The sequence below is a fragment of the Flavonifractor plautii ATCC 29863 genome (genome assembly GCF_000239295.1).
In the GTDB taxonomy this organism is placed as follows: Bacteria; Bacillota; Clostridia; order Oscillospirales; family Oscillospiraceae; genus Flavonifractor; species Flavonifractor plautii.
Window position 1 is genome coordinate 1 of the sequence record NZ_JH417738.1, and the last position, 22,704, is coordinate 22,704.

Annotated in this window: 20 protein-coding genes; 13 read left to right on the forward strand and 7 right to left on the reverse strand. The window is 65.4% G+C overall.

The window, feature by feature from the left end; all coding sequences use genetic code 11:
• Positions 1-228 precede the first annotated feature (228 nt).
• On the reverse strand, positions 229-1,569 hold the full coding sequence (ssnA, locus tag HMPREF0372_RS07995) for a putative aminohydrolase SsnA (RefSeq protein ID WP_007490628.1): 1,341 nt from the start codon (positions 1,567-1,569) through the stop codon (positions 229-231).
• Between the two features lie 343 nt (positions 1,570-1,912).
• Between ssnA and HMPREF0372_RS08000 the strand changes: the two genes are divergently transcribed.
• Positions 1,913-2,551, forward strand: coding sequence for a helix-turn-helix transcriptional regulator (locus tag HMPREF0372_RS08000; RefSeq protein ID WP_007490632.1), 639 nt, complete (start codon positions 1,913-1,915; stop codon positions 2,549-2,551).
• A 43-nt stretch (positions 2,552-2,594) separates the two neighbouring features.
• Here HMPREF0372_RS08000 and HMPREF0372_RS08005 read toward each other — a convergent pair whose 3' ends face one another.
• Both HMPREF0372_RS08005 and HMPREF0372_RS08010 read right to left on the reverse strand, forming a co-directional pair.
• On the reverse strand, positions 2,595-3,926 hold the full coding sequence (locus tag HMPREF0372_RS08005; RefSeq protein WP_007490634.1) for a uracil-xanthine permease family protein: 1,332 nt from the start codon (positions 3,924-3,926) through the stop codon (positions 2,595-2,597).
• A gap of 229 nt (positions 3,927-4,155) precedes the next feature.
• On the reverse strand, positions 4,156-4,524 hold the full coding sequence (locus HMPREF0372_RS08010) for a RidA family protein (protein WP_007490638.1): 369 nt from the start codon (positions 4,522-4,524) through the stop codon (positions 4,156-4,158).
• Between the two features lie 191 nt (positions 4,525-4,715).
• Between HMPREF0372_RS08010 and HMPREF0372_RS08015 the strand changes: the two genes are divergently transcribed.
• From HMPREF0372_RS08015 to nagZ, 5 genes are all read left to right on the forward strand, one after another.
• Positions 4,716-5,483, forward strand: coding sequence for an ABC transporter ATP-binding protein (locus HMPREF0372_RS08015; protein ID WP_007490640.1), 768 nt, complete (start codon positions 4,716-4,718; stop codon positions 5,481-5,483).
• Positions 5,473-7,239, forward strand: a complete 1,767-nt coding sequence (locus HMPREF0372_RS08020; protein ID WP_007490642.1) for an FtsX-like permease family protein — start codon at positions 5,473-5,475, stop codon at positions 7,237-7,239. The genes HMPREF0372_RS08015 and HMPREF0372_RS08020 overlap by 11 nt, the downstream gene beginning before the upstream one ends.
• A 143-nt stretch (positions 7,240-7,382) precedes the next feature.
• Positions 7,383-7,619 carry a preprotein translocase subunit SecG gene (gene secG / locus HMPREF0372_RS08025; RefSeq protein WP_009259063.1) on the forward strand — a complete coding sequence of 79 codons (237 nt, stop codon included), beginning with the start codon at positions 7,383-7,385 and terminating at the stop codon, positions 7,617-7,619.
• Positions 7,620-7,670: 51 nt separating this feature from the next.
• The gene (rnr, locus tag HMPREF0372_RS08030; RefSeq protein WP_080568017.1) at positions 7,671-9,842 is read left to right on the forward strand and encodes a ribonuclease R; all 2,172 of its coding nucleotides are present in this window, start codon (positions 7,671-7,673) and stop codon (positions 9,840-9,842) included.
• A complete protein-coding gene (nagZ, locus tag HMPREF0372_RS08035) occupies positions 9,839-11,146 on the forward strand; it encodes a beta-N-acetylhexosaminidase (protein ID WP_007490647.1) in 1,308 nt (435 codons plus the stop codon). The genes rnr and nagZ overlap by 4 nt, the downstream gene beginning before the upstream one ends.
• A 252-nt stretch (positions 11,147-11,398) precedes the next feature.
• Here nagZ and HMPREF0372_RS08040 read toward each other — a convergent pair whose 3' ends face one another.
• From HMPREF0372_RS08040 to HMPREF0372_RS08055, 4 genes are all read right to left on the reverse strand, one after another.
• Positions 11,399-13,513 (reverse strand): 5'-nucleotidase C-terminal domain-containing protein, encoded by a 2,115-nt coding sequence (locus tag HMPREF0372_RS08040; protein ID WP_007490649.1) that lies wholly within the window; start codon positions 13,511-13,513, stop codon positions 11,399-11,401.
• Between the two features lie 188 nt (positions 13,514-13,701).
• On the reverse strand, positions 13,702-14,625 hold the full coding sequence (locus HMPREF0372_RS08045) for a pseudouridine-5'-phosphate glycosidase (protein WP_007490651.1): 924 nt from the start codon (positions 14,623-14,625) through the stop codon (positions 13,702-13,704).
• A 50-nt stretch (positions 14,626-14,675) separates the two neighbouring features.
• Positions 14,676-15,206 (reverse strand): YgjV family protein, encoded by a 531-nt coding sequence (locus tag HMPREF0372_RS08050; protein WP_007490654.1) that lies wholly within the window; start codon positions 15,204-15,206, stop codon positions 14,676-14,678.
• Positions 15,203-16,303 (reverse strand): PfkB family carbohydrate kinase, encoded by a 1,101-nt coding sequence (locus HMPREF0372_RS08055; RefSeq protein WP_007490655.1) that lies wholly within the window; start codon positions 16,301-16,303, stop codon positions 15,203-15,205. Before HMPREF0372_RS08055 ends, HMPREF0372_RS08050 begins: the two co-directional genes overlap by 4 nt.
• Before the next feature lie 131 nt (positions 16,304-16,434).
• Here HMPREF0372_RS08055 and HMPREF0372_RS08060 point away from each other — a divergent pair, with 131 nt between their 5' ends.
• The 7 genes from HMPREF0372_RS08060 to asnS all read left to right on the forward strand — a co-directional run bounded on the left by HMPREF0372_RS08060 (position 16,435) and on the right by asnS (position 22,600).
• Complete coding sequence (locus HMPREF0372_RS08060) at positions 16,435-17,235, forward strand: hypothetical protein (protein WP_155116990.1); 801 nt, start codon at positions 16,435-16,437, stop codon at positions 17,233-17,235.
• Between the two features lie 214 nt (positions 17,236-17,449).
• Complete coding sequence (locus HMPREF0372_RS08065; RefSeq protein ID WP_007490659.1) at positions 17,450-17,884, forward strand: LytTR family DNA-binding domain-containing protein; 435 nt, start codon at positions 17,450-17,452, stop codon at positions 17,882-17,884.
• 15 nt (positions 17,885-17,899) lie between these two features.
• Positions 17,900-18,727, forward strand: coding sequence for a DUF3021 family protein (locus HMPREF0372_RS18710; RefSeq protein WP_007490661.1), 828 nt, complete (start codon positions 17,900-17,902; stop codon positions 18,725-18,727).
• On the forward strand, positions 18,727-19,125 hold the full coding sequence (locus tag HMPREF0372_RS08075; protein ID WP_007490663.1) for a hypothetical protein: 399 nt from the start codon (positions 18,727-18,729) through the stop codon (positions 19,123-19,125). The genes HMPREF0372_RS18710 and HMPREF0372_RS08075 overlap by 1 nt, the downstream gene beginning before the upstream one ends.
• A gap of 141 nt (positions 19,126-19,266) precedes the next feature.
• The gene (locus tag HMPREF0372_RS08080) at positions 19,267-19,665 is read left to right on the forward strand and encodes a hypothetical protein (protein ID WP_007490665.1); all 399 of its coding nucleotides are present in this window, start codon (positions 19,267-19,269) and stop codon (positions 19,663-19,665) included.
• Between the two features lie 32 nt (positions 19,666-19,697).
• Positions 19,698-21,110 carry an APC family permease gene (locus HMPREF0372_RS08085; RefSeq protein WP_007490667.1) on the forward strand — a complete coding sequence of 471 codons (1,413 nt, stop codon included), beginning with the start codon at positions 19,698-19,700 and terminating at the stop codon, positions 21,108-21,110.
• A 95-nt stretch (positions 21,111-21,205) separates the two neighbouring features.
• The gene (gene asnS, locus HMPREF0372_RS08090) at positions 21,206-22,600 is read left to right on the forward strand and encodes an asparagine--tRNA ligase (protein ID WP_007490669.1); all 1,395 of its coding nucleotides are present in this window, start codon (positions 21,206-21,208) and stop codon (positions 22,598-22,600) included.
• Positions 22,601-22,704: the final 104 nt, after the last annotated feature.

A 22,704-nucleotide genomic window follows, 5' to 3' on the forward strand; every position in this document is an offset into this window, starting at 1 on the left:
AGGGGCGGCCCTTGTGGCCGCCCGCGCTCCCGTCAATCGGTGCGGTGGTTGAGCTCGCCCCACAGCTTCTTGGACTGCTCCATGCAGAAGGCATTGATTTTGCCCGCCCGGCGGGGCCGTGCGGGGGCCCCGAGCGATTTGATCTGCCCGGGGCGAGTGAATCGCCCCGGACATCAAGGTTTTGCCGGTGGCAAAACGCTTGGTGAGGACAAAATCAATGCGGGACTGTTAATAAGTTCTGTGGTTGAGTTCGCCCCACAGCTTCTTGGAGTGCTCCATGCAAAAAGCATTGATTTTGTCCTCGTCAATGCCCACGAACTCCCGATCCTTATAGAGCACCTTGCCGTTGATGATGGTGGTGCGGCAGTTCTTGCCCTCCATGCCGAAGAGCATGTGCCCGTCCACGTTCTCGTGGGAGAAGGGGGTGAAGGGCTTGTAATCCATGATGATCACGTCGGCGGCCGCGCCGGGCTTGAGCACGCCCAGGGGCTTTTTGAAGTACCGGGCGCAGATTTTGGCGTTGTTTTCAAAGAGCATCCCGGTGGCCTCCCGCCAGCCCACGTTGGGCAGGCAGGCGTTGTGCCGCTGCATGGGCAGGAGCACCTTCAGGCTCTCCAGCATGTCGTGGGTGTAGGCGTCGGTGCCCAGGCCGATGAGGATGCCCTTCTGGAACAGCTGGAGCACCGGCGAGCAGCCCACCGCGTTGCCCATGTTGGACTCCGGGTTGTGGCACACCATGGTGCCCGTCTCCCTGAGAATGTCCATCTCGGCGGGGGAGATGTGGATGCAGTGGCCCAGCATGGTCTTCTCCCCCAGCACGCCGTTGTAGAGCAGGCGGTTCACCGGGCGGCAGCCGTAGTTCCGGAGGGAGTCGTACACGTCGTTCATGCCCTCGGCCACATGGATGTGGAAGCCGGTCATGCCGTCGTTGGCCTTCACCATCTGCTCGAAGGTCTTGTCGGAGATGGTGAACAGGGCGTGGCCGCCGAACATGGCCTTGATCATGTCGTCGTCCTGCTCCTTCGCCCACCGGGCGAAGTCGGCGTTCTCCCGGATGGCCTGGCCGCACTTCTCCGCGCCGTCCCGCTCGCTGACCTCATAGCAGAGGTTGGCCCGGATGCCCAGCTCCTGACAAACATCCTTGATGGCGAAGAGGGAGCCGGGGATTTCGCAGAAGGAGGCGTGGTGGTCGAAGATGGTGGTCACGCCGTCCCGGATGCAGTCCAGCACCGTGGCGTAGGCGCAGGCCCGGGTGCCGTCCAGGGCCAGATGCCGGTCGATGTACCACCACTGGCCGTCCAGCACCTCCAGAAAGTTGGTGGGGTTGAACCCGTCGATGGACAGGCCCCGGGCCAGGCCCGAGTAGATGTGTGTGTGGACGTTGATGAGGCCGGGCATGATGACGCCCCCCCGGGCGTCCACAAACTCGGCGTCGGGGTATTTGGCCCTCAGCTCGGACAGGGCCCCCACCTCCTTGATGACCTCGCCGTCCAGCGCCACCGCGCCGTCCTCCGCATAGGGGAAGGCCTCGTCCCGGGTAATCAGTCTTCCGTTTCCAACCAGCAGCATGCGTCATTCCTCCTTTGGATTTCAACCAACAAAAAAGTGCCCATTCCCTATGAATGGACACTCGACTCTGTGACGGCGGTGCGCCAGCACCGAAACCGAATCCCATGTCCATTCAGCCCGTGCGCGAGAGCACTCCGTTGCAGCCACAACCGATCTTCAAATTGTTTGTATAGTATATACAGTTTAATTGGTCTTACATTTGAATTTTAGCACAAAAGCGCCCAAGATGCAAGAGGGTTTGTTGGAAAAACTAAAAAATTTTTAGGCTTTATAATTTTTGTTGAAAAAATACCTGGAAGTGGTATAATATCAACAAAAGCGCCGGCAAAGGAGAGAAAACAGTATGCCAGAAGCGTCCACGCTGCAATTTTTATTTCAGCTTGCCAAAGGGATTGCCAGCCAGTTCGGCCCCAACTGCGAGGTGGTGGTGCACGACCTGGATTCCAACGACCCGGAGAGCTCCATCGTGGCCATTGAGAACGGCCAGGTCACCGGCCGCAAGGTGGGGGACGGCCCTTCACACGTGGTGCTGGAGACCCTGCGGGGCGACCGGGAGAAGCTTCAGGACCACCTGTGCTACCTGACCAAGACGAAGGACGGAAAGATTCTCAAGTCCACCACCATCTACATCCGCAACGACGACGGGACCCCCATCGGCATCTTCGGCATCAACTACGACATCACCCTCATGCTGGCCATGGAGAACATGCTCCGCCAGTTTACCGCTACGGAGAAGGAGTCCCGGGAGCCGGAGGCCATCTCCCGCAACGTGTCCGACCTGCTGGACGAGCTCATCGAGCAGAGCGTCAAGCTGGTGGGCAAGCCGGTGGCGCTGATGCACAAGGAGGACAAGGTGAAGGCGATCCAGTTTCTCAACGAGACAGGGGCCTTTCTCATCACCAAGAGCGGCGACAAGGTGTGCAAGTACTTCGGCATCTCCAAGTACACCCTCTACAGCTACATCGACGAGTCGAAGGAATAAATTCCGTGCCCGGCTTCCTCTGGAAGCCGGGCGCGTTTGTCAATCAGCCGTTCGCGGAGGGCTCCTTGGGCAGGATCAGGTTGAGCAGGATGGCCATGAGGGCGGCCACCACCACGGAGGAGGAGCCGAACACGGTGTTGACCCAGGCGGGGAAGCCCTCGCCGGCCAGGCAGCCGGACACCTGGGTGATCCCCACGCCCAGGGCCACCGACAGGCCCACCACGGAGCTCTTGCGGGGGGTGAAGCCCCCCTCGGTGATCATACGGATGCCGGTCATGGTGATGGTGGCGAACACCGAGATGGTGGCGCCGCCAATGACGCACTGGGGGATGGTGGTCAGCAGGGAGGCGAACTTGGGTACCAGCCCGGCCACCAGCAGAATGAGGGCCGCCAGGGCGAAGACCGCCCGGTTGATGACCCGGTTGACGGTGACGATGCCCACGTTCTGGCTGTAGGTGGCGGCGGGCAGGCCGCCGAAGAAGGCGCCCAGAATGCTCATGACGCCCTGGCCCACAATGCCGCCGGAGAGCTCCTTGTCGGTGGGCATGCGGTCCATGCCGCCCATGGTGGTGGAGGAGAGGTCGCCGATGGTCTGTACCGCATTGACCACGTAGACGATGCCCAGGGACACACAGGCGGCAGGGACGAACTGGATGTCAAAGGGCATGGGCCTGGGCAGGGCGACCCAGGCCGCGCTGCCCACCCCGGACAGATCCACGATGCCCAGGAAATAGGCAATGACATAGCCTGCCAGTATGCCGGTGAGGATGGAGGCCAGCTTGGTGATGCCCTTGGTGAAGTGGTTGAGGAAGACCACCACAGCCAGGGTGATAAGGGCCACCGCCCAGCTCTTGGCGCTGCCGAACCACTCTGAGCCTGCACCGCCGGCCATGTACTTTACAGCGGTGGGATAGAGGGACAGGCCGATGGTGAAGATCACCGTGCCGGTGACCAGGGGAGGGAACAGGGGGCGGATCCACTTGACCAGCACCCCGAAGACGATGGCAACGATGCCTCCCACGATCTCCGCGCCCAGTATGGTGGGCAGGCCGAATTCGCCGCCGATGGCCTGGAGCGTGGGGATGTAGGCGAAGCTGATGCCCATGATGACGGGCAGGCCGGAGCCGATGCGGTGGAAGATGGGAAAGAGCTGGAGCAGGGTGGCCAGGGCGGTCAGGATCAGAGAGACCTGGATCATCAGGGTCTTGTCCGCGCTGCTCAGGCCGCAGGTGTCCGCAATCAGGATGGCCGGGGTAATGACGCCGACTACGGCGGCGACCACGTGTTGGAGTCCCAACGGGAGAAGCTGTCCGGGCTGCGGGATGCCGCGCCATTGGAAAACGGCATCCTTGCTGGTGGTGTCGGGGTGACTCATACCAATCGACTCACAAAAATTTTTTGAAGTACAAATGCATTTTTAGTACAGTCAAACTATATCCCATTTGCTGGCTGGATGCAAGTGGAATTTCTTTGGCGGAATGGAAAAAAACCAGACTGTTTTTTGTGAAAGATGCTTAAAGCAGCCGCTGCGGACAGGTAAAAAAAGAACGGATTTCCCAGGCGCAAAAGCGAATGGGAAATCCGTCTTTGATGCAGGGCGGGGCTTACTTGACAGCAATGGCCTCAATCTCGCACAGGGCGCCCTTGGGCAGATCCTTCACCGCCACGCAGGAGCGGGCGGGCTTGGAGGTGAAGTACTTGGCGTACACCTCGTTGAAGGCGGCGAAGTCGGCGATATCGGCCAGGAAGCAGGTGGTCTTGACCACCTTGTCGAAGCCGGAGCCAGCGGCCTCCAGAATGGCGCCCACATTCCTACAGCTCCACTCGGCCTGGGCGGCGATGCCCTCGGGCATGGCGCCGTCGGCGGGGTTCACCGGAAGCTGGCCGGAGGTGATGACAAGGCCGTTGGTCTCGTAGGCCTGGGAGTAGGGGCCGATGGCGCCGGGGGCGTTCTTGGTGTCGACAATAAGCATGAAAGAGTCCTCCTATCAGTTTAAAATGATCCTCTTCCTATTATAGAGGCGGGAAAAAATAAATCAAGGGCCACTGAACAAAATTTTGGAAAGAAAACCGTCAGAGTCGCTTCACAAAAGTGTAAGGCGGGATTTAGTTTTTTTTAAGATCCCTTTGATAAGCTTTTCTCAGAATCAAAGGAGGTCTGAACATGGAGCCAATTCTGAGTGTGGAGCATCTGCGCCGGGACTACGGCGGACGGGGAAGCGTCACCCACGCGGTGGACGACGTAAGCTTTTCCGTGGAGCGGGGGGAGTTTGTGGGGATCATGGGCGCCTCGGGAAGCGGAAAGAGCACCCTGCTCAACTGCATCGCCACAATTGATACCCCCACAGCAGGGCATATCCGGGTGGAGGGGCAGGATGTGACGGCGCTGAAGGGCCGCTCCCTCTCCCGGTTCCGGCGGGAGCGGCTGGGCTTCGTGTTTCAGGACTGCAACCTGCTGGACACCCTCACCGCCTTCGAGAACATTGCTCTGGCCCTTACCATCCGGGGGACTCCGGCGGGGGAGATCGAGGGGCGGGTCAAGGAGACGGCGGAGCTGCTCGGCATCACCGACTGCCTGAACAAATACCCCTACCAGATGTCCGGCGGACAGCGCCAGCGGACGGCGGCGGCCCGGGCCATCATCACAGACCCCGCCCTGGTGCTGGCCGACGAGCCCACCGGCGCCCTGGACTCCCGCTCCGCCAAGCTGCTGCTGGACCGGTTTGAGGCCCTCAACCGGGAAGGCCGGGCCACCATCCTAATGGTGACCCACGACGCCTTCACCGCAAGCTACTGCCGCCGCATTCTCTTTTTGCAGGACGGTGCGGTGCTCACCCAGCTTGAGCGGGGCGGGCAGAGCCGCCGGGCGTTTTTCCAGCAGATCATCGGCGTGGTGACCCGCCTGGGAGGTGATCAGAGCGATGTTCTCTAAGCTGGCCTTCAAAAATGTGGGGCGCAGCATGAAGGACTACGGAGTGTGGTTTCTCACCATCGCCTTCGGTGTGTGCCTGTTCTATGTGTTCAACTCCCTGGAAACCCAGGCGGTGTTCCAATACCTGGGCAGCGGTCCCCAGGCTCCCACGGCCCAGGCCATCCGGGAGCTCATTGGCATGCTCTCCGTCTTTGTGTGGGTGGTGCTGGCCTTTCTGATCCTCTATGCCTCCGGCTTCCTGATTCGCCGCCGGAAGGGAGAGCTGGGCACCTACCTGCTGCTGGGCATGGAGCGGGGGCAGGTGGCCCGCCTGCTCCTGCTGGAAACCCTGTGCATGGGGGTGCTGGCCCTGCTGGCAGGACTGGGGCTGGGGGTGCTGGCGGCCTGGGGCCTGTCCGCCTTCACCGCCGGGCTCTTCGCCGTGCCCATGACGGAGTTCACTTTCTCCGTCTCCCTGGCGGCCATGGGGAAAACGGCCCTGGCCTTCTCCCTTATCTTCCTGCTGGTAATGCTCTGCCACGCCTTTGCCGTCTCCCGGTGCAGGCTCCTGGACCTGATACAGGCCCGGCGGGTGAACCAGGAGCTCAAGGCCCAGAGCCTGGGGGTGTCGGTGGTTCTCTTTCTGGCGGGGGCGGGGCTGCTGGCCGTCGCCTACGCCATGCTCCTCACCCGGGGCCTGCTGCGGGTGGACGCGCTGTTTTGGGTGATGATCGGCCTGGGCAGCCTGGGCACCCTGCTCTTCTTTCGCTCCCTGTCCGGGTTCCTTCTGCGGGTATGCCAGAGCAGCAAGCGGCTCTACTACAGGAACCTCAATATGTTTGTCCTGCGGCAGTTCAACGCCCGCATCAACACCACCTACCGCTCCATGACGGTGATCTGCCTCATGCTCCTGCTGGCCATTGGCATCACCGCCAGCTCGGTAGGGCTCAACAACACGGTGGAGCAGATGACGGCCGAGCAGGCCCCCCAGGACGTGGAGCTGATCTTCTACCCGGAGCAGGAGGGAGAGGTGGACCTCCCCGCCCTGCTGGCGGAGGGAGGCTTCGATCCGGAGGCAGAGTGCGCCTTCTCCCTCGCCTTCCCGGTGTATCTCACCGGGGAAGGGCGGGCCATCGACCAGTCGATGCACGACGCCATCGCGGGCCGCTGGGGCCAGGACGCGGCATACGCCTTCCGGGCGCACCACGGCCTGGCCGTTCGGCCGGATGACGCGGCCCAGGGAGCTCACATCGACGGCTGGTATTTCCTGGCCGACTATGCCGGGGACAAATATGCGGCGGAGGCGCGGTTTCAGGATGCGCTGTCTACCCTGGACACCCTGGGCGTCTACGGCTGCACCACCCGTATCGGGACCTGGATGGAGGTTATGGGTACCAAGGTGCTGGTGCTCTTCATCGGCCTGTACCTGGGGGTGGTGTTCCTGCTGGCCTCGGCGGCGGTGCTGGCCCTTCAGCAGCTCACCCAGGCGGCGGACAACGCCCCCCGCTACCAACTCCTGGCCCGGCTGGGCGCGCCGGAGCGGATGCGGGCCCGGTCGGTGGATATCCAAGTATTCCTCTCCTTTTTCCTGCCCCTGGCCCTGGCGCTGGTCCACGCCGCCGTGGGCATGACGGCGGCCAACGCGGTGATCGCCGAGGTCGGGAAGGTGGACGCGGCGGCCTCCAGCGCCGTGGCGGCGGTTCTGCTGCTGGTCATCTACGGCGGCTATTTCCTGGCCACCTGCTGGGGCAGCCGCCGGATCGTGCGGGGCGGCTGAGAAATGCGAAAAAATGCTTGAAATCGGCGGGGAAATGTGCTACGATAGAATCCACGTTTGAAATCGGCGCGGGATAACTGCGCCCATAGACCATAGCGTATGGACGAATGATGCCCCATCCGGGGCCGAAAGGACGATGCAGCGTGAATATCCCCCAGTTGATTCTGAGCATTGTGGACGTGGCGGCCGCGATTTTCCTGATCGCCGTGGTACTGCTCCAGTCCGGAAAGAGCGCGGGCCTGTCCGGTGCCATCGCCGGCGTGGCGGATACCTTTATGGCCAAGAACCGGGCCAAGACCTGGGACGCCAAGCTGGCCAAGCTGACCAAATGGGTGGCCATCGGCTTTGTGGTAATTACCTTTGTCATGTGCCTGCTCTAAGAAGCACAAAAACCGCCCTCCCGTTCGGGAGGGCGGTTTTTGTATCTTTCGATGCCGGATGAGACAAAATTATGGTACAATAGCAGCAGACGCCGCGCCTGTGGGCGGCGGCACCCGGAGCATCCCGGCCGGAGGACCGGAGTGCGGAAGAAAGGGAACGATGATATGAAACAGGATAAGCAGGCCGGCGGGCTCGCCGGAATCTATCAGGCCACCAGCCGGGGCTTCGGCTTTCTGGTACCGGAGGACGGCGGGGGGCGGGAGGATGACTGGTTCATTCCGCCCCGGGCGGAGGGCGGCGCGTGGCACGGCGACCGGGTGCTGGCCCGGCCGGAGGACGAGGGAGGGGAGGAGGGCCGGCGGCGCACCGCCCGGATTACCGCCGTGGTGGAGCGGGCCAACAAGACGGTCACCGGCGTGCTGGTCCGGCACAACCGGGGGCTGTGGCTCCGGCCGGACAGTGACCGGCTGCCCAGCCCCATCCAGGTGCTCACCAAGCGTAAGGGAGTGCGGGCCGGGGACCGGGCCGCCGTGGCCATGACCAGCTTCGGAAGCGCCAAGCACCCGCCCATGGGCACCCTGCGGGAGGTGTTCGGCCCCGCCGGGGACCGGGCGAGCGCCGTGGCCGCCCTGCTGTACCAGTACGAGATCGACCGGGAATTCCCCGATGCCGTGATGCTCGAGGCCAAGGTAGCCCCCCAGGCGGTGGAGGAGAGCGCCGTCGCCGGGCGGCTGGACCTGCGGGACAAGGTGATGATCACCATTGATGGGGCCTCCTCCAAGGATCTGGACGACGCGGTGAGCCTGGAGCGGGACGGCCTGGGCCGCTGGGTGCTGGGGGTGCACATCGCCGACGTGAGCCACTACGTGCGCCCCGGCTCCGCCCTGGATCTGGAGGCCTGGGAGCGGGGGACCTCGGTGTACTTTGCTGACCAGGTGGTGCCCATGCTGCCCCGGGAGCTGTCCAACGGCATCTGTTCCCTCAACCCCCGGGTGGACCGGCTGGCCCTGTCCTGCGTCATGACCCTGACGCCGGAGGGGGAGGTGGTGGACCACACCATCGCCAAGAGCGTCATCCGCACCACGGAGCGGATGACCTATGAGGACTGCAACGCGCTGCTGGCCCACAGCGACCCCGCCCTGGCAGAGCGGTACGCCCGGATACTCCCCATGCTGGAGGACATGGCCGCGCTGTCCCGGGTGCTGGAGGGCCGCCGCAGGCGGCGGGGCGCCCTGGAGCTGGACACCCGGGAGAGCTATGTGGTGTGCGACGAGAGCGGCACGCCGGTGGACGTGGTGCTCCGCACGCCGGGGATCAGCGAGGGGCTCATCGAGTCCTTCATGCTGGCGGCCAACGAGTGCGTGGCCGAGCATCTGAACCGGCTGGACAAGCCCTGCGTCTACCGGGTTCACGAGAAGCCCTCCACGGACAAGGCGGAGACGCTGCGGGCCATGCTGGCCCCCCTGGGCTACGATTTGAAGGAAGCCGACGGCCCCTCCCTCCAGAAGCTGCTGGACACGGCGAAGGGGAAGCCAGAGGAGGCGGCGGTGTCCATGATGGTGCTCCGCTCCCTGATGAAGGCCCGGTACGACGGGGAAAACCTGGGGCACTTCGGCCTGGCGGCCAAATACTACTGCCACTTCACCTCCCCCATCCGCCGCTATCCCGATCTGATGGTCCACCGCATCCTCACCGCCCTGCTGGACGGGAGGCTGTCCGGCGGGGTGGAGAGAAGACTGGCCGCCGCGGTCCAGAAGGCGGCGGTGCAGTCCTCCCAGCGGGAGCTGGCCGCCCAGAGCGCCGAGCGGGAGATTGAGAAGCGCTACATGGCCGAATTCATGGCGGGCCATGTAGGGGAGACCTTTGCCGGCACCGTGTCCGGCGTCACCCGCTTCGGCCTGTTTGTCCTGCTGCCCGGCGGGGTGGAGGGCCTGCTGGGGGTGGAGGCCTTGCCCGGCCGGGGCTACCACTACGACGAGACCCGCCTCACGCTGACGGAGGAGGGGGGCGGGACGGCCTACACCTTCGGTATGCCCCTGGAGGTGGTGTGCGCCGCCGCCGATCCCGCCACCGGGCAGATCGATTTTGTACTGCCTGGCGGCCAGCTTGCCCCGCGTCCCACCCGTCCGGCGGAGCGCCGGGAGGAGATGCCCCCGCGCCGGGGGAAAGACAGGCGGGCCATGCATGTGCCCAAGGGGCGGAAAGGGAGGAAAAAACGATGACAAAACGGATGCTATTGGCTATTTTATTACTAATTGTATTCGCTCTGCCTGCCGGATGTCAAAAACAGGGGGGAGAACCGACTCAGCCCACCGCCCCCGCGCCCACCATTTTGCCCACCCACACGCCAGAGCCGTCCCCCACCCCCACCCCCGATCCGGTGGGGGAGGCCCTGGCGGGGATGACGGTGGAGCAGAAGGCGGCCCAGCTCCTGGTGGCGGGGATCGAGGGCACAGAGCCGGGGGAGGACGCGGTGCAGGCCGTCCAGGGCTATCAGGTGGGCGGCGTGATTCTCTTTGGCCGCAACGTGGAGAGCGCGGAGCAGCTGGCGGCGCTCACCAACGGGCTGAAGGAGCTCAACGGGGACTACACCCCCCTGTTCCTCTGCGTGGATCAGGAGGGGGGCCGGGTGGACCGGATGCCGCCGGAGGTGACCGATCTGCCCTCCGCCCTGGACTTTGGTTCCATTGCCGACCCCGAGGCTCGGATGGATGCCTGCTTTACGCTGGGCCAGACCCTGGCGGCCCAGTGCGCTGCCTTCGGCTTCAACATGGACTTCGCCCCCAGCCTGGACATCTGGTCCAACCCGGAGAATACGGTGATCGGCGACCGGGCCTTTGGGACAGATGCCGCAACCGTCACCGGAGCAGCCAATGAGACCGCCCTGGGCATCCTGTCTGGGGGCGTCATCCCGGTGGCCAAGCACTTCCCTGGCCATGGGGACACGGCGGTGGACTCCCACTACGGCCTGCCTGTTGTGGACAAGAGCCTGGAGGAACTGGAGGAGCTGGAGCTGCGGCCCTTCCGACAGGCCATCGACACTACCTGCGTCTACGGTACCTATGGGGGGGACACCTCCATTCCTGCCATCATGGTGGCCCACATCCTCCTGAGTCAGATCGACCCGGACAACCCGGCCTCCCTGTCTCCCGAGGTGGTGACGGGGCTGCTCCGGGAGGAGATGGGCTATGAGGGCGTGGTATGCACCGACGACCTGACCATGGGGGCCATTTCCAACACCTACGGTATGGGGGAGGCCGCCGTACTGGCCGTGGAGGCCGGCTGTGACCTGCTGCTGGTGTGCCACGGCGCGGACAACCTGGCCGAGGCCCACGCCGCCCTGGTGGAGGCGGTGGACAGCGGCCGCATCCCGGAGGAGCGGCTGGACGAGAGCGTCCGACGCATCCTGGCCCTCAAGGGGGCCTATGGACTGATCAACGCGCCGGTGGAGGCGCCGGACATAGAGGCATTGAATGACCGGATTGCGGCCCTCGAACGCTCTATAGAGGCAGATACATCGCAGTAGGAGAGGATAGAAAGCAGCCCCGGCAGATTCGCCCGCCGGGGCTGCTCAGGTTGCTCATAACCCCTCCTGCTAAAGAATTCAGAGGGAGGGATAGTGTGAAAGGGAACCGTCAGGGTTCCCTTTCATGTTGGATCAAACGACATTTTGAAACTTTTTCGGAGTTTCAAAATGTCCAGCAGCCTGTCGAAAAGACTTTTTTGACAGGCTGAGCAGCCCCGGCGGATTTGTCCGCCGGGGCTGCTGTTATTGGATTCAGTTGGCTTCGATGTAGTCCGCGAAGGCGGCCAGACAGCGGTTAGCCTCTCCGCGGGTGAGGGTGCCCCTGGGGAGGAAGAGGTCCCCCCGCAGTCCGGCGGCGGAGAGGGCCCCCGTTCGGATACAGAACTCCACCGCTGGGCGGGCCCAGACCGCGATTTCGCCGCAGTCCAGCAGCGCGGTGGCGGAGGGGCCGGACGACGGGGGTTTCAGCCCCAGGAATTTGGCGTAATTGTAGAGCATGACGGCAGTCTGCTCCCGGGTGACAGTCTGGGTGGGGAGAAATTTGCCTGTCCCGTTGCCGCTGACCACGCCGGTCTCGGCGGCCCACACCGCCGCGTCGCTGTTGGACACGTCGATAAAGGCGGCGCTGGCTCCGGGCTTGGGCTTTCCGGCCATCTCATAGAGCATGGTGACAAACTCCAGGCGGTTCAGCGGGCCGTTGACGGAGCCGGTGTAGAGGCTCCATGTGCTGCTCCGCTGGGGGGAGAGCATGCCCAGCAGGTGGGTCTGCTCGGAGAGATACCCGGCCAGGACTGCGGCGGGGATGCCGCTCTGGGCGGCAAAGCGGCTGTCACGGGCGGCGGACCAGAGGGGGGTGCAGTCCGGGAAGTCGGGGGCGGACAGGCGGTCGGCGGACACGGCTACGCGGAAGGTCTGTCCGTCGTCCACCAGGGCGCCCTTAAAGGCGAGGCCGTCCACCCGCTGTCCCTCAGAAGCCCCCAGATAGAGGGTGTAGTCCATACCATAGAGCACGTCGGCACCCTCTCCGCCGGAGATGGAGCCGTCCGGCTCCGCCTGATAGGCCTCCGCGCTGCGGTCCAGCCACTGGCGCAGCTCGGCGCCGGTGAGCTCCACCAGGACGACGGGGCTGTCCCCGGGGGCCAGCGCGGCGCAGTCCCGCAGGGAGAGCACCGCAGTGTCATCCTCACCGGAGAACCGGGAAGCGGCGGAAGCGCCGCCCAGGGCGGCGGGAGAGAGAAGGGCCGCGTCGGCATCGGCGGCCCACAGCATGGCCTCGGCCACCAGATCCACCGTGGCGCTCTGCACATACAGGGGAGAGCCCTCCTCTGACCAGTCGCCGGACAGGGTGCCAACGGCAGCCTGCATGCGGTCAGACGCTGCGCTTTGGGCGGCGGATAGGGCCTTGTTCAGGCGGTCGTCCGGCTCATAGTCGGACAGGGGGAGCAGGGTGCTCTCGCCCACCACGACCTCCCCCTTGGGGGAGAGGGTAATTGTGGTGCGGGTCAGGGACGTGCCGCCGCCGCTGACCAGGGAGACCGGCTCCCCGTCGGCGTTCTGGAGGGTCTCCGCCGCCGCCTCGCCATGGCCGCCCACCAGCAGGTCGATGCCGGTGGTCTCCGCAGCAAAGCGGGCCAGTTCGTCCTGTCCGGCGTGGCAGACCACCACCACCAGGTCGCAGTTCTCCTTTTCCAGCCGCTCCTGCCAGTAGCCGGTCCACTCCCAACTATAGCTGCCGGAGGTGTTGTCCCGGTGGGCAAAGCGCACGCCGGAGACAAAGGACTCGGGGAGCTCCTCCGGCGCCTCCATGGCGCCCAGGCCCAGCACGCCGATGCGCACCGCGCGCCGGCCCAGCTCCACAGTAAAGACCTCGTAGGCATCCTCCTCCGGGCTTTGGGTGTCCTCGTCCAGGTAGTTGCCCGAGAGGACGCGCACCGGGGCGCCGTCCTCCGACGCTTCACCCAGGGCGGCGAAGAAATCGTCCCGGGCCTCCGGGCCCAAGCGGAATTCACCCACAGCGGGCACCAGGGCGTCATAGCCGATGGCCCGCAGGGCCAGGGCCTCCGCCGCGCCGCCGTCCTGGACCAGCCCGTTGTCCACCGCGTCACCGCTGTCCAGCAGCAGGGCGGCGTCCACCGAGGCCCGCTCCGCCTCCATGGCGGAGGCCACATTCTGATAGCTGTACTCCACTGCCTCCCCGGTCACGGGGTCCTCACGGTAGAGCCGCCCCCCCATGTCCCCGGTGGTGTAGATGCCCAGGGTGGGGGCGGGAGTGTCCGCCGCCGCGGCAGTGCCGACAGCAGCGGCCAGCAGGGCCGCGCTCAGCAGAACCGCCGGGCACCGTTTGAGAAAATGCCGCATCCGCGCCATTCAAAATCGCCTCTTTTCGCTCCATACAAGGAGAAACTTTGTTCCGTTCCCAGCCATTATACGTCCCGGCCGGACGGGATGCAACGGATTGGGGGCGAATGTTAAGAAAAAGAAATATTCCGCCGCCAAAACCGAAAAAAGGTCCCCCGTGCGTTTGGGACGCACAGGGGACCTGGGGAATTGGGGACTTAGCCCAGCCTGCACAGCTCGGCGGCGGTCTGGGCGGCCAGCCGGGCATTGTTGAACACCAGTTGGATGTTGGAGTCCAGGCTGTCACCGCCGGTGAGCTCCTTCACCTTGGCCAGCAGGAAGGGGGTGGTGGCCTTGCCGTGGATGCCCTGGGCGTTGGCCTGGGCGACGGCCTCGTCGATGGCCCTGTTGATCACCTCGTGGTCCATGGCGAACTCCTCGGGGATGGGGTTGGTCACCAGCATGCCGCCCCTGAGGCCCAGATCCAGGGAGGCCCGGAAGGCCGCGGCGAGCTCCGCGGGGGTGTCCACCCGGTAGTCCACCTCGAAGCCGCTCTTGCGGGTGTAGAAGGCGGGCAGCTCCTTGGTGCCGTAGCCGAGGACGGACACGCCGTGGGTCTCCAGGTACTCCAGGGTCAGGCCCAAATCCAGGATGGACTTGGCCCCGGCGCACACCACCATCACGGGGGTGGAGGCCAGCTCCTCCAGATCGGCGGAGATGTCCATGGTGGTCTCGGCGCCGCGGTGCACGCCGCCGATGCCGCCGGTGGCGAACACCTGGATGCCTGCCATGTGGGCGATCATCATGGTGGTGGTGACGGTGGTGGCGCCGTCGGCCTTGCGGGAGACCAGCACCGCCAGATCCCGGCGGCTGGCCTTGGTCACGTCCTGGCCCTTCTTGCCCAGATACTCGATCTCCTCGGCGGTGAGGCCGGCCTTCAGGCGGCCGCCCAGAATGGCGATGGTGGCGGGCACCGCGCCGTTGTCGCGGATGATCTGCTCCACCTTGAGGGCGGTCTCCACGTTCTGGGGGTAGGGCATGCCGTGGGAGATGATGGTGGACTCCAGGGCGACCACGGGCTTGCCCGCGGCCACAGCGGCGGCTACTTCAGGGGCGACGTCCAGATACGGATTGAGATTCATGGTGATTACCTCCTGTAAAATATATTTATAAAATACGGATTGCGGAGTGGTCAGGCCGGAGAGGAAGGGCCGGCGGCCGGGCGGCGGAGATCAAAGCGCCACACGGCCAGCGCGAAGGAGCAGAAGGCGGCCACCTCGATGGCGGCGCCGGTATAGGAGCCGGCGATCAGGTTGTAGGCGAACACCGGAGGGGAGTTGAGGAGAAACAGCAGCCGGGTCAGGCGCATGTTCCGCGTCCAGAGGGCGGCGGTGGTGAGCATCATGGCCGCGCCCAGCAGAAGGCAGTAGGGGCCGTCCCAGGTGAGGAGGGGGGCCGCCCCATAACAGGCCAGAAAGAGGGCCAGCCAAAGGCGGCTGCGGGCCCAGGGCCGGTCGTTGTAGGCGCACACCACGCCGCGGGCCAGGCCCAGCAGGTTGATGAGCACCCCCGTCCACGCCCCCAGCAGCACGTACTGGACGACCCAGAGCACGCAGCACACAAGCTGAAGGCCGATGATCTTCCGGCGGCTGCCGGTCTGGACGGCGGTGAAGGCGAGCAGGGAGCCGATCAGCCCCAGGATTTGCGCGGTCCAGAAGGTCAAGGCGTCTCCACTCCCTCCCCGAAGCCCGCCCTCCGGCGGAGCAGCCGGGCGCTCATGTCGGGGTTGATCGTCTCGGCGCTCTCCATGGCGATGGCCCCGGCGGCCATGGCGGCCCGGGCGGTGTCCTCCAGCCCGGTGCCCTCCAGATAGGCCCAGGCGATGGCGGCCATGCCCGCGTCGCCGCAGCCGGTGGTGTTCACCATCTCTCCGGGACAGCAGGGCACGTGTACCCGCCCGCTGTGGTCGGCGGCGAACACCCCGTCGCCCCCCAGACTGATGAATACCCGCCGCAGGCCGGTGGCCAGCAGGGCGTCGGCCGCGGCGTTGAGGCTCGCCGCGTCGGTGATGGACACGCCCGAGAGCAGCTCCGCCTCCAGCCGGTTGGGCTTGAGGGTGTGGAGCTTCCCCAGTACGGGGCGCAGCTTCTCCGCCTTGGCGGTGGACACCGGGTCGGCGAAGATGGGCAGGCGGATATTCTCCGCCAGCCAGGCGATGGACTGGGCCGGGATGTTGGTGTCCACCACCAGGAGCTGGGCATTTTGGAGCAGCCGGGCCCGCCCGGCCAGAAAGGCGGGGGTGACATGCTCATAGATCTCCATGTCGCTGACCGCCAGGGCCATGTCCCCGTGCCCGTCGGTGATGAACAGATAGGTGGAGGTGGCCCCGCCGGGCACGGTGAGGCACTGGCTGATGTCGATGCCCAGCTCGCCGCAGGAGGCGGCGATACGCTGGGCGTTCATATCGTCGCCGAAGGCGGTGAGCATCCGCACGTCCAGCCCCATCAGAGCCATGTTGTGGGCGATGTTGCGCCCCACGCCCCCCAGGCTCATGCGCACCTGGCCAGGGTTGGAGTCTGCCGCCACCAGCTCCCCGTGGGGCCGCCCGCCGATGTCCAGGTTGACGCCCCCCACGACTACCACATAAGGAGCGGTGCGGACGATGTAGCCCTTGCCGGCGATATGGCCCTGCTTCATCAGATTGGAGATGTGTACCGCCACCGACGAGCGGGCGATGCCCGCTTTGTCCGCCAGCTCCTGCTGGGAGATCAGGGGGTTCTCCTCAATCCACTTGAGAATCTGCCGTTCCCGCTGAGTCATGGCCTCTCCTCCTAAACATAAGCTGTTGATATAATCATATGCTTATAGAGGGCCTCTGTCAAGAGGAATCTCCCCGGTTCAGGAACTTTTTCCACGTCCCGCCGTCCAAGAGGGGAAAGGAGGAATGTTCCATGAAAAAAAGCCTGCTGCTGTTCGCCCTTGTGCTCCTGCTGGCCGGGTGTGCATCCACCGGAAACCAGGCCGCCCCCGCGGGGGGAACCCCGGCGGGCTCCCCCTCGGAGGAGCCCGGCCTGACTGCGGGGGCTCCCGAAAAAATGACTTGCCGCATTGTGGATGGGGCGGAGGAAGGGGAGCTGGTGCTGGCTGGCCCGGGGGGCGCGGGGGACGTGTATACCCTGGATACAGAGGGGCTGGCGGTGGATGGAACCTTGGCTGACGGGGCTGTGGTGGAGGTCGGGTTTGACGGAATGATTCTGGAGACCTATCCCGCCAAGTTCGGCCATGTGACCGGCGTGACCGTGCTGGAGGAGCCGGCGGATGACCGCTGCGGGCTGTATCTCCAGGTGCTGTCCGACCTGTGGGAGGTAGATACTGCCCTCAACACAGGGCTGGAGGAGCTGGGGGTGGATCTCTCCGGCCTCACCGACCTGGCCGAGAGTGAGAAATCCGCCCTGGCCTGGGTGTTTGGGAACGCCCACGGCCTGATGCCCATCACCGGTACTCTGGAGGAGATCTGGGAGGCGGGCTACCTCACCCCCATGACCGAGCCGACGGAGGGGTACGAGGACAGCGTGGCCCTCTACCGCTGGGAAAACGGCTGCCTGTTCTCCCTGTCCGGCTCCGCCGAGGAGGGCTTTGAGGCGCAGAAGTGGGCCTCCGGCCTGGGGGCGTATTTCTTTACCGACTGCACCGCCCGGCAGAATGCCGACGGCACCTGGACCTATGAGGTGGGGGCCGAGGCCATCGCGTAGGGGCGGCCTTTATGGCCGCCCACGGGCGACCACGAGGGTCGCCCCTACAGGGGACAGGGCGAGCGCCCTGTTCCGCTGAACCCGGAGCATCCGGTCTCTGCGGTGCGCCCCGGCGGGGAGCAAACCGAATATCCGCCCATTGGGGCCGTCTGTCCGAAATCGGTGGACAGACGGCCCTTTTTTCGCTATAGTGGGGGTGAAAGGGGGGAACGGCATGAAGGTGGAGCTGCGCATCGACCCGGGCTGCGGCGGGGTGTCGGTTGTGATCAACGCCCCCGCCCTCACCGACGAGGTGAAGGCTCTGGCCGCCCGGCTGGAGGGGGGCGGCGTCCTCATCGGCTGGCAGGGGGGCCGGGCCGTTCCCCTGGCCGCGGAGGACATTCTCCGCTGCTACGGCGAGGAGAAGGGCGTGAAGTGCCAGACCCCCGGCGGGGTGTACGACCTGAAGGAGCGGCTGTACGAGCTGGAGGGCCGGCTGGACCGGCACACTTTCGTGCGCATCTCCCACTCGGAGATCATCAGCCTGCGGAAGATCACCGCCCTGGATCTCTCCCTTACCGGCACCATCCGGGTGACGCTGGCGGGCGGCGCGGTGAGCTACGTGTCCCGGCGGTACGTGAGGAAGATCAAAGAGGCTTTGGGGCTGTAAAAAGGAGGGAACGACATGCTGTTCGACGACAAGAGGAGGGCCCTCCGCCGGGCGCTGGCAGGGGCTCTGCTGGGGATGGCCGGCGGCGGGCTGGCGGCCTGGGGGATCGGCTCCCTCTTCATCGGCTCGCCCAGCGCCCTTGTGCTGGAGCTCCTGAACTGCGGCTTCCCCCGCGGGCTGGAGGGGCTGGGGATTGCCCTGTCCTTCGCCCTCTATGCCCTGTTCGGGGCGGAGGTGGGGGTGGCCACCCTGCCCTTCGCCGGGGACGGCCCCGCCCTGGTGGGGCGGACGCTGGCCCACTTCGCCCTGACGGCAGCCACCGTGGGACTGTGGGCGGGGCTCAACTTCGGCGTGCGTGAGACGGCGGCTTTTCTGGTGTCCCTGGCGCTGGTATATCTGCTGGTGTGGCTGGGCCGCTGGGTGGGCTGGTACGCCGAGGTGTCCGCCATCCGGGAGCGGCTGGGTCTGGCTCCGGGGCCCTCCCTGTTCCACTGGCGGGAGACCCTGCCCTATGTCCCCTTCGCTGCCCTGCTGTGTCTGCTTCTGCCCTTTGTGCTGCGGCTGTGCGACGCCGGCGACGTGCCGGTGCTCTCCGGCCTGCTCTACCCCTACCTCCTGTTGCCCGTCGGCACCTTCTGTTCCGCCCTGTCCCTGGGGAAGCGGCAGGGCTTCTGCCCCCTCTATCCCGTGGTGTGTGCGGGGTTCCTGCTTTGCTTCGCCCTGCTGGCAAGGCTGGTGTCCAACGTGGCCGACGCCGACATGTTCCCCGTCGCCTTTGCCGCCGCCCTGGCGGGCAATCTGGCCGGCGCGGCCCTGCGGAGGAGGGGAGGCGCGGGGGAGTGATGGTTGCGCTGGTGTGCTGGCTGGCGATCCTGGCCATCCCAGCCCTGGTCTGGCGCTTTGCGCCCGGCCCGGTTTGCCTTAACGGGAGGGCGACCCTGCGCTTCCTGCCCCCGGCTCTGCTGGTCTGCACCCTTCTGCCCGCCCTGCTGGGCGGTATCGCCGGGGGACTCGCCGTGGTGCTGGCGGGGGTCTATCTCCTGCCCTTTGGCTGCCTCGCCATAGGGATGTCCCTGGGAAAGCGGCACGGCCTGTGCCCCCTTTTTCCAGTGGTATGCGCCCTGTGCCTGCTGATCGTCGTAGGAAAGTGGACTCCCGCCCTCTGCCTCGTGCCATCCATCTCCGCCCTGCTGGGCAACGCGGCGGGGGCGTATCCCCGGGAGAGGGGCGGAACGGGTTAACGGGCCGGATGCCTTTTCCAGACGCACCTGGGGTGGAGCTGCGCCGGGCGCCCTTTGAAAAGCGGCGGGGGCAAGCCCCCGCCCTATGGGCCTGCGGAGCCGTCATCGGCAGCTCCCGGTGAAGAGAGAGGATGTGTGCTTATGAGACGAACGGATCAATGGCTTCTGGGGTGCTTCGCCGTCACCATGGCGGTCTATACTGCGGCCTTTGCCGCGGCCTTTTCCGACCTGCCTCTGAACATACCGTCCTGGCACCAGCTCCTGCTCCTGTACTTCCATGCGTTCCCTATGTTCTTTCTCCAGCTGCTGCTGTGCCGGCGGGCCAGGGCGGTGTGGCGGCTTCTGGTGCCTCTGGCGCTTCTGGCGGTCCCAGGGGTGCTCTTCCTGAGCGCGGCGGGCTGGATGGTCATGGGATGGTTCCTGCTCCTGTGGTGGTGTGCCGCGCCGCTGCTGGGGAGCGCACTGGCGTGGCTGGTGTGGGCAGTCTCTCTGCGAAAGTCGGGCCGGGGGGCTGGGAAAACCGGCCGGAAGGTGCTATAATAGGTTCATCTGAGGAAAAATGAGGGATCTGAATGGGAAAGTCCGGCGGGAAGGGCATCAGCTATTTCGGCCTGGTGGCCATGGGGATCGGGTGTATGCTGGGCACGAGCTGGCTGCTGCTGACGGGCACGTGGCTGGAGACGGCGGGGGGACCGCTCAATCTGGTTGTGGCCTTCGCCCTGTGCATCATCATTGAACTGCCGTTTGCCTTCGCCTACATGGAGGCCATCCCCATGCTCCCCCTGCCCGGCGGCGAGGTGGTGTACTCCTACGCCGCTTTCGGCAGCCGGGGGGGCCTCGCCGTGGGGTGGGCGGGCATCCTGATGAACACCATCGTGTTCTGCTGGGTGGATCTGGCCGCCGTCTCCTTGCTGGATGAGCTGTTCCCCGCCCTGGGGCGGACGGCGGTGCTCTATGAGCTGGGGGAGTTCCCCGTCACCCTGCCCAATGTGGCCATCCAACTGGCCCTGGCGGGGGCCATCCTGTGGGTGCAGCTCCGGGGGGCCAACGTGTGCGCCTCCCTGGCCAAGCTGGCCACGGTGGTGCTGCTGATCATGTGTGCCGTGGGGCTGGCGGTGTGCTTTACCCACTTCGACCCGGCGGTGTACGCCTCCGATGGGGGGCTGGACTTCGACTTTGCCGGCTCGGCCTCCCTTTTGTCCCTGCTGGTGTTCTCCGTGGCCGGGTGGGAGACGGTGTCCAAGGCTGCCGCCGACGCCTCCGGCCCCGCCGCCCGCAAGGCGGGGGCCGCCCTCATCACCTGCCTGTTCCTGGTGACGGGCATCCTCTGCCTGGTGTCCACCGCTGTGGCCGGGTGTATGCCCTGGCGGGAGGCGGTGGGCCGCACCGCCCCCTTCGCCGACGTGCTGGTGTCCATCACCGGCGTGCCCGCCGTGCGGGTGCTCTTCCTGGCCACCGCCTTTGTGGGCGCGGTGGGGGTGATGAACTCCACCCTCTACTCCTCCGCCCGGATGCTCTACGGCCTGTCCCGCTTTGCACTGGTGTCGAAGGCGTTTTCCGCACTCCACCCGAAATACGGCACCCCCGCCCGCTGCATCTGGTTCACCGCCGCCTTCGTGGTGCTCACCCCCTTCACGGGCAGGCTCTTCTTTCTGCCCTTCATCAACATCGCTTCCCTGGCCACCATCGTCATGTGGATCATGTCCCTGGCCGCGGTGCTCCGCCTGCGGCGCGCCCGGCCGGACCTCCGCCGCCCGGTGCGCATGCCCGGCGGGCGGGTGACGGCTGTGCTGGGGGTGGCCGCCTCGGTTTTCCTGGCGGGGAACATCCTTCTCCCGTTCAGCCCCGGCGCGCTGGACTGCCTGGAGTACGCCCTGGCCGCCGCCCTGGCCGCCCTGGGGGTCCTCCTCTACGGGTTCCGCGACCGTACCCTGTCTGACGAGGCGCGGGAGGCGCTTATCTTCGGCGGACCCGAACGGAGGTAGTCCTGCCTTTTTTCCCTCAGCCCTTGCAAAATGGTTGAAAAATGGTATACTACTACCCATTGATACTTTATTTTTAAGAATAGAGGGAGCGACCAATGGAACGCATAAAAATTGCACAGATCTTTGCCGACCAGGAGCAGTTCGGCGGGAAAGAGGTGCTGGTGTCCGGCTGGGCCCGCACGATCCGGGATATGAAGACCTTCGGCTTCGTGGAGCTCAACGACGGCTCCTGCTTCAAGAACCTGCAGATCGTCCTGGATGCCAACGCCCTGGACAACTACAGGGAGATCGCCGGACAGAACGTGGGCGCGGCCCTGTCCGTCACCGGCACTGTGGTACTCACGCCGGAGGCCAAGCAGCCCCTGGAGGTGAAGGCCGCCTCCGTGGCGGTGGAGGGCCCCTCCGCCCCCGAGTACCCCCTCCAGAAAAAGCGCCACAGCGTGGAGTACCTGCGCACCATCGCCCACCTGCGGCCCCGCACCAACCTGTTCTCCGCCGCCTTCCGGGTGCGGAGCGTGGCGGCCCACGCCATCCACTGCTTCTTCCAGGACCGGGGCTTCGTCTATGTCCACACCCCCATCATCACCGCCTCTGACTGCGAGGGCGCCGGCGAGATGTTCCGGGTGACCACCCTGGACCTGGAGAACCCGCCCCGCACCGAGGACGGCAAGGTGGACTACAGCCAGGACTTCTTTGGCAAGCCCGCCAACCTGACCGTCTCCGGCCAGCTCAACGCCGAGAACTTCGCCATGGCCTTCGGCGACGTGTATACCTTCGGCCCCACCTTCCGGGCGGAGAATTCCAACACCCAGCGCCACGCCGCCGAGTTCTGGATGATCGAGCCGGAGATGGCCTTCTGCGACCTCAAGGGCGACATGGACGTGGCCGAGGCCATGATCAAGCACATCATCCGCACCGTCATGGAGAAGTGCCCCGACGAGATCAACTTCTTCAACTCCTTCGTGGACAAGGGCCTCAAGGAGCGGCTGGAGCATGTGGCCTCCTCCGACTTCGGCCGGGTGAGCTACACCGAGGCGGTGGAGCTGCTCAAACAGAACAACGACAAATTTGACTACAAGGTGGAGTGGGGCACCGACCTCCAGACCGAGCATGAGCGCTATCTCACCGAGCAGATCTTCAAAAAGCCCGTGTTCGTCACCGACTACCCCAAGGACATCAAGGCGTTCTATATGCGCCTCAACGACGACGGCAAGACCGTGGCCGCCTGCGACTGCCTGGTGCCCGGCATCGGCGAGATCATCGGCGGCTCCCAGCGCGAGGAGCGGCTGGAGCTGCTGGAGGGCCGCATCCAGGAGCTGGGCATGCGCCCCGAGGATTATTGGTGGTACTTGGATCTGCGGCGCTACGGCGGCTGCAAGCACGCCGGCTTCGGCCTGGGCTTTGAGCGCATGGTCATGTACCTGACCGGAATCTCCAACATCCGTGACGTGCTGCCCCACCCCCGCACCGTGGGCAACGCGGAGTTCTAATCTATGTCAAATTGGCCCCGGCGTCTGCACCGAACGGTGCGGACGCCGGGGCCTGATTGTTTGCCAGGGGTAGGGGCGCCCCTTGTGGTCGCCCGCGGGCGGCC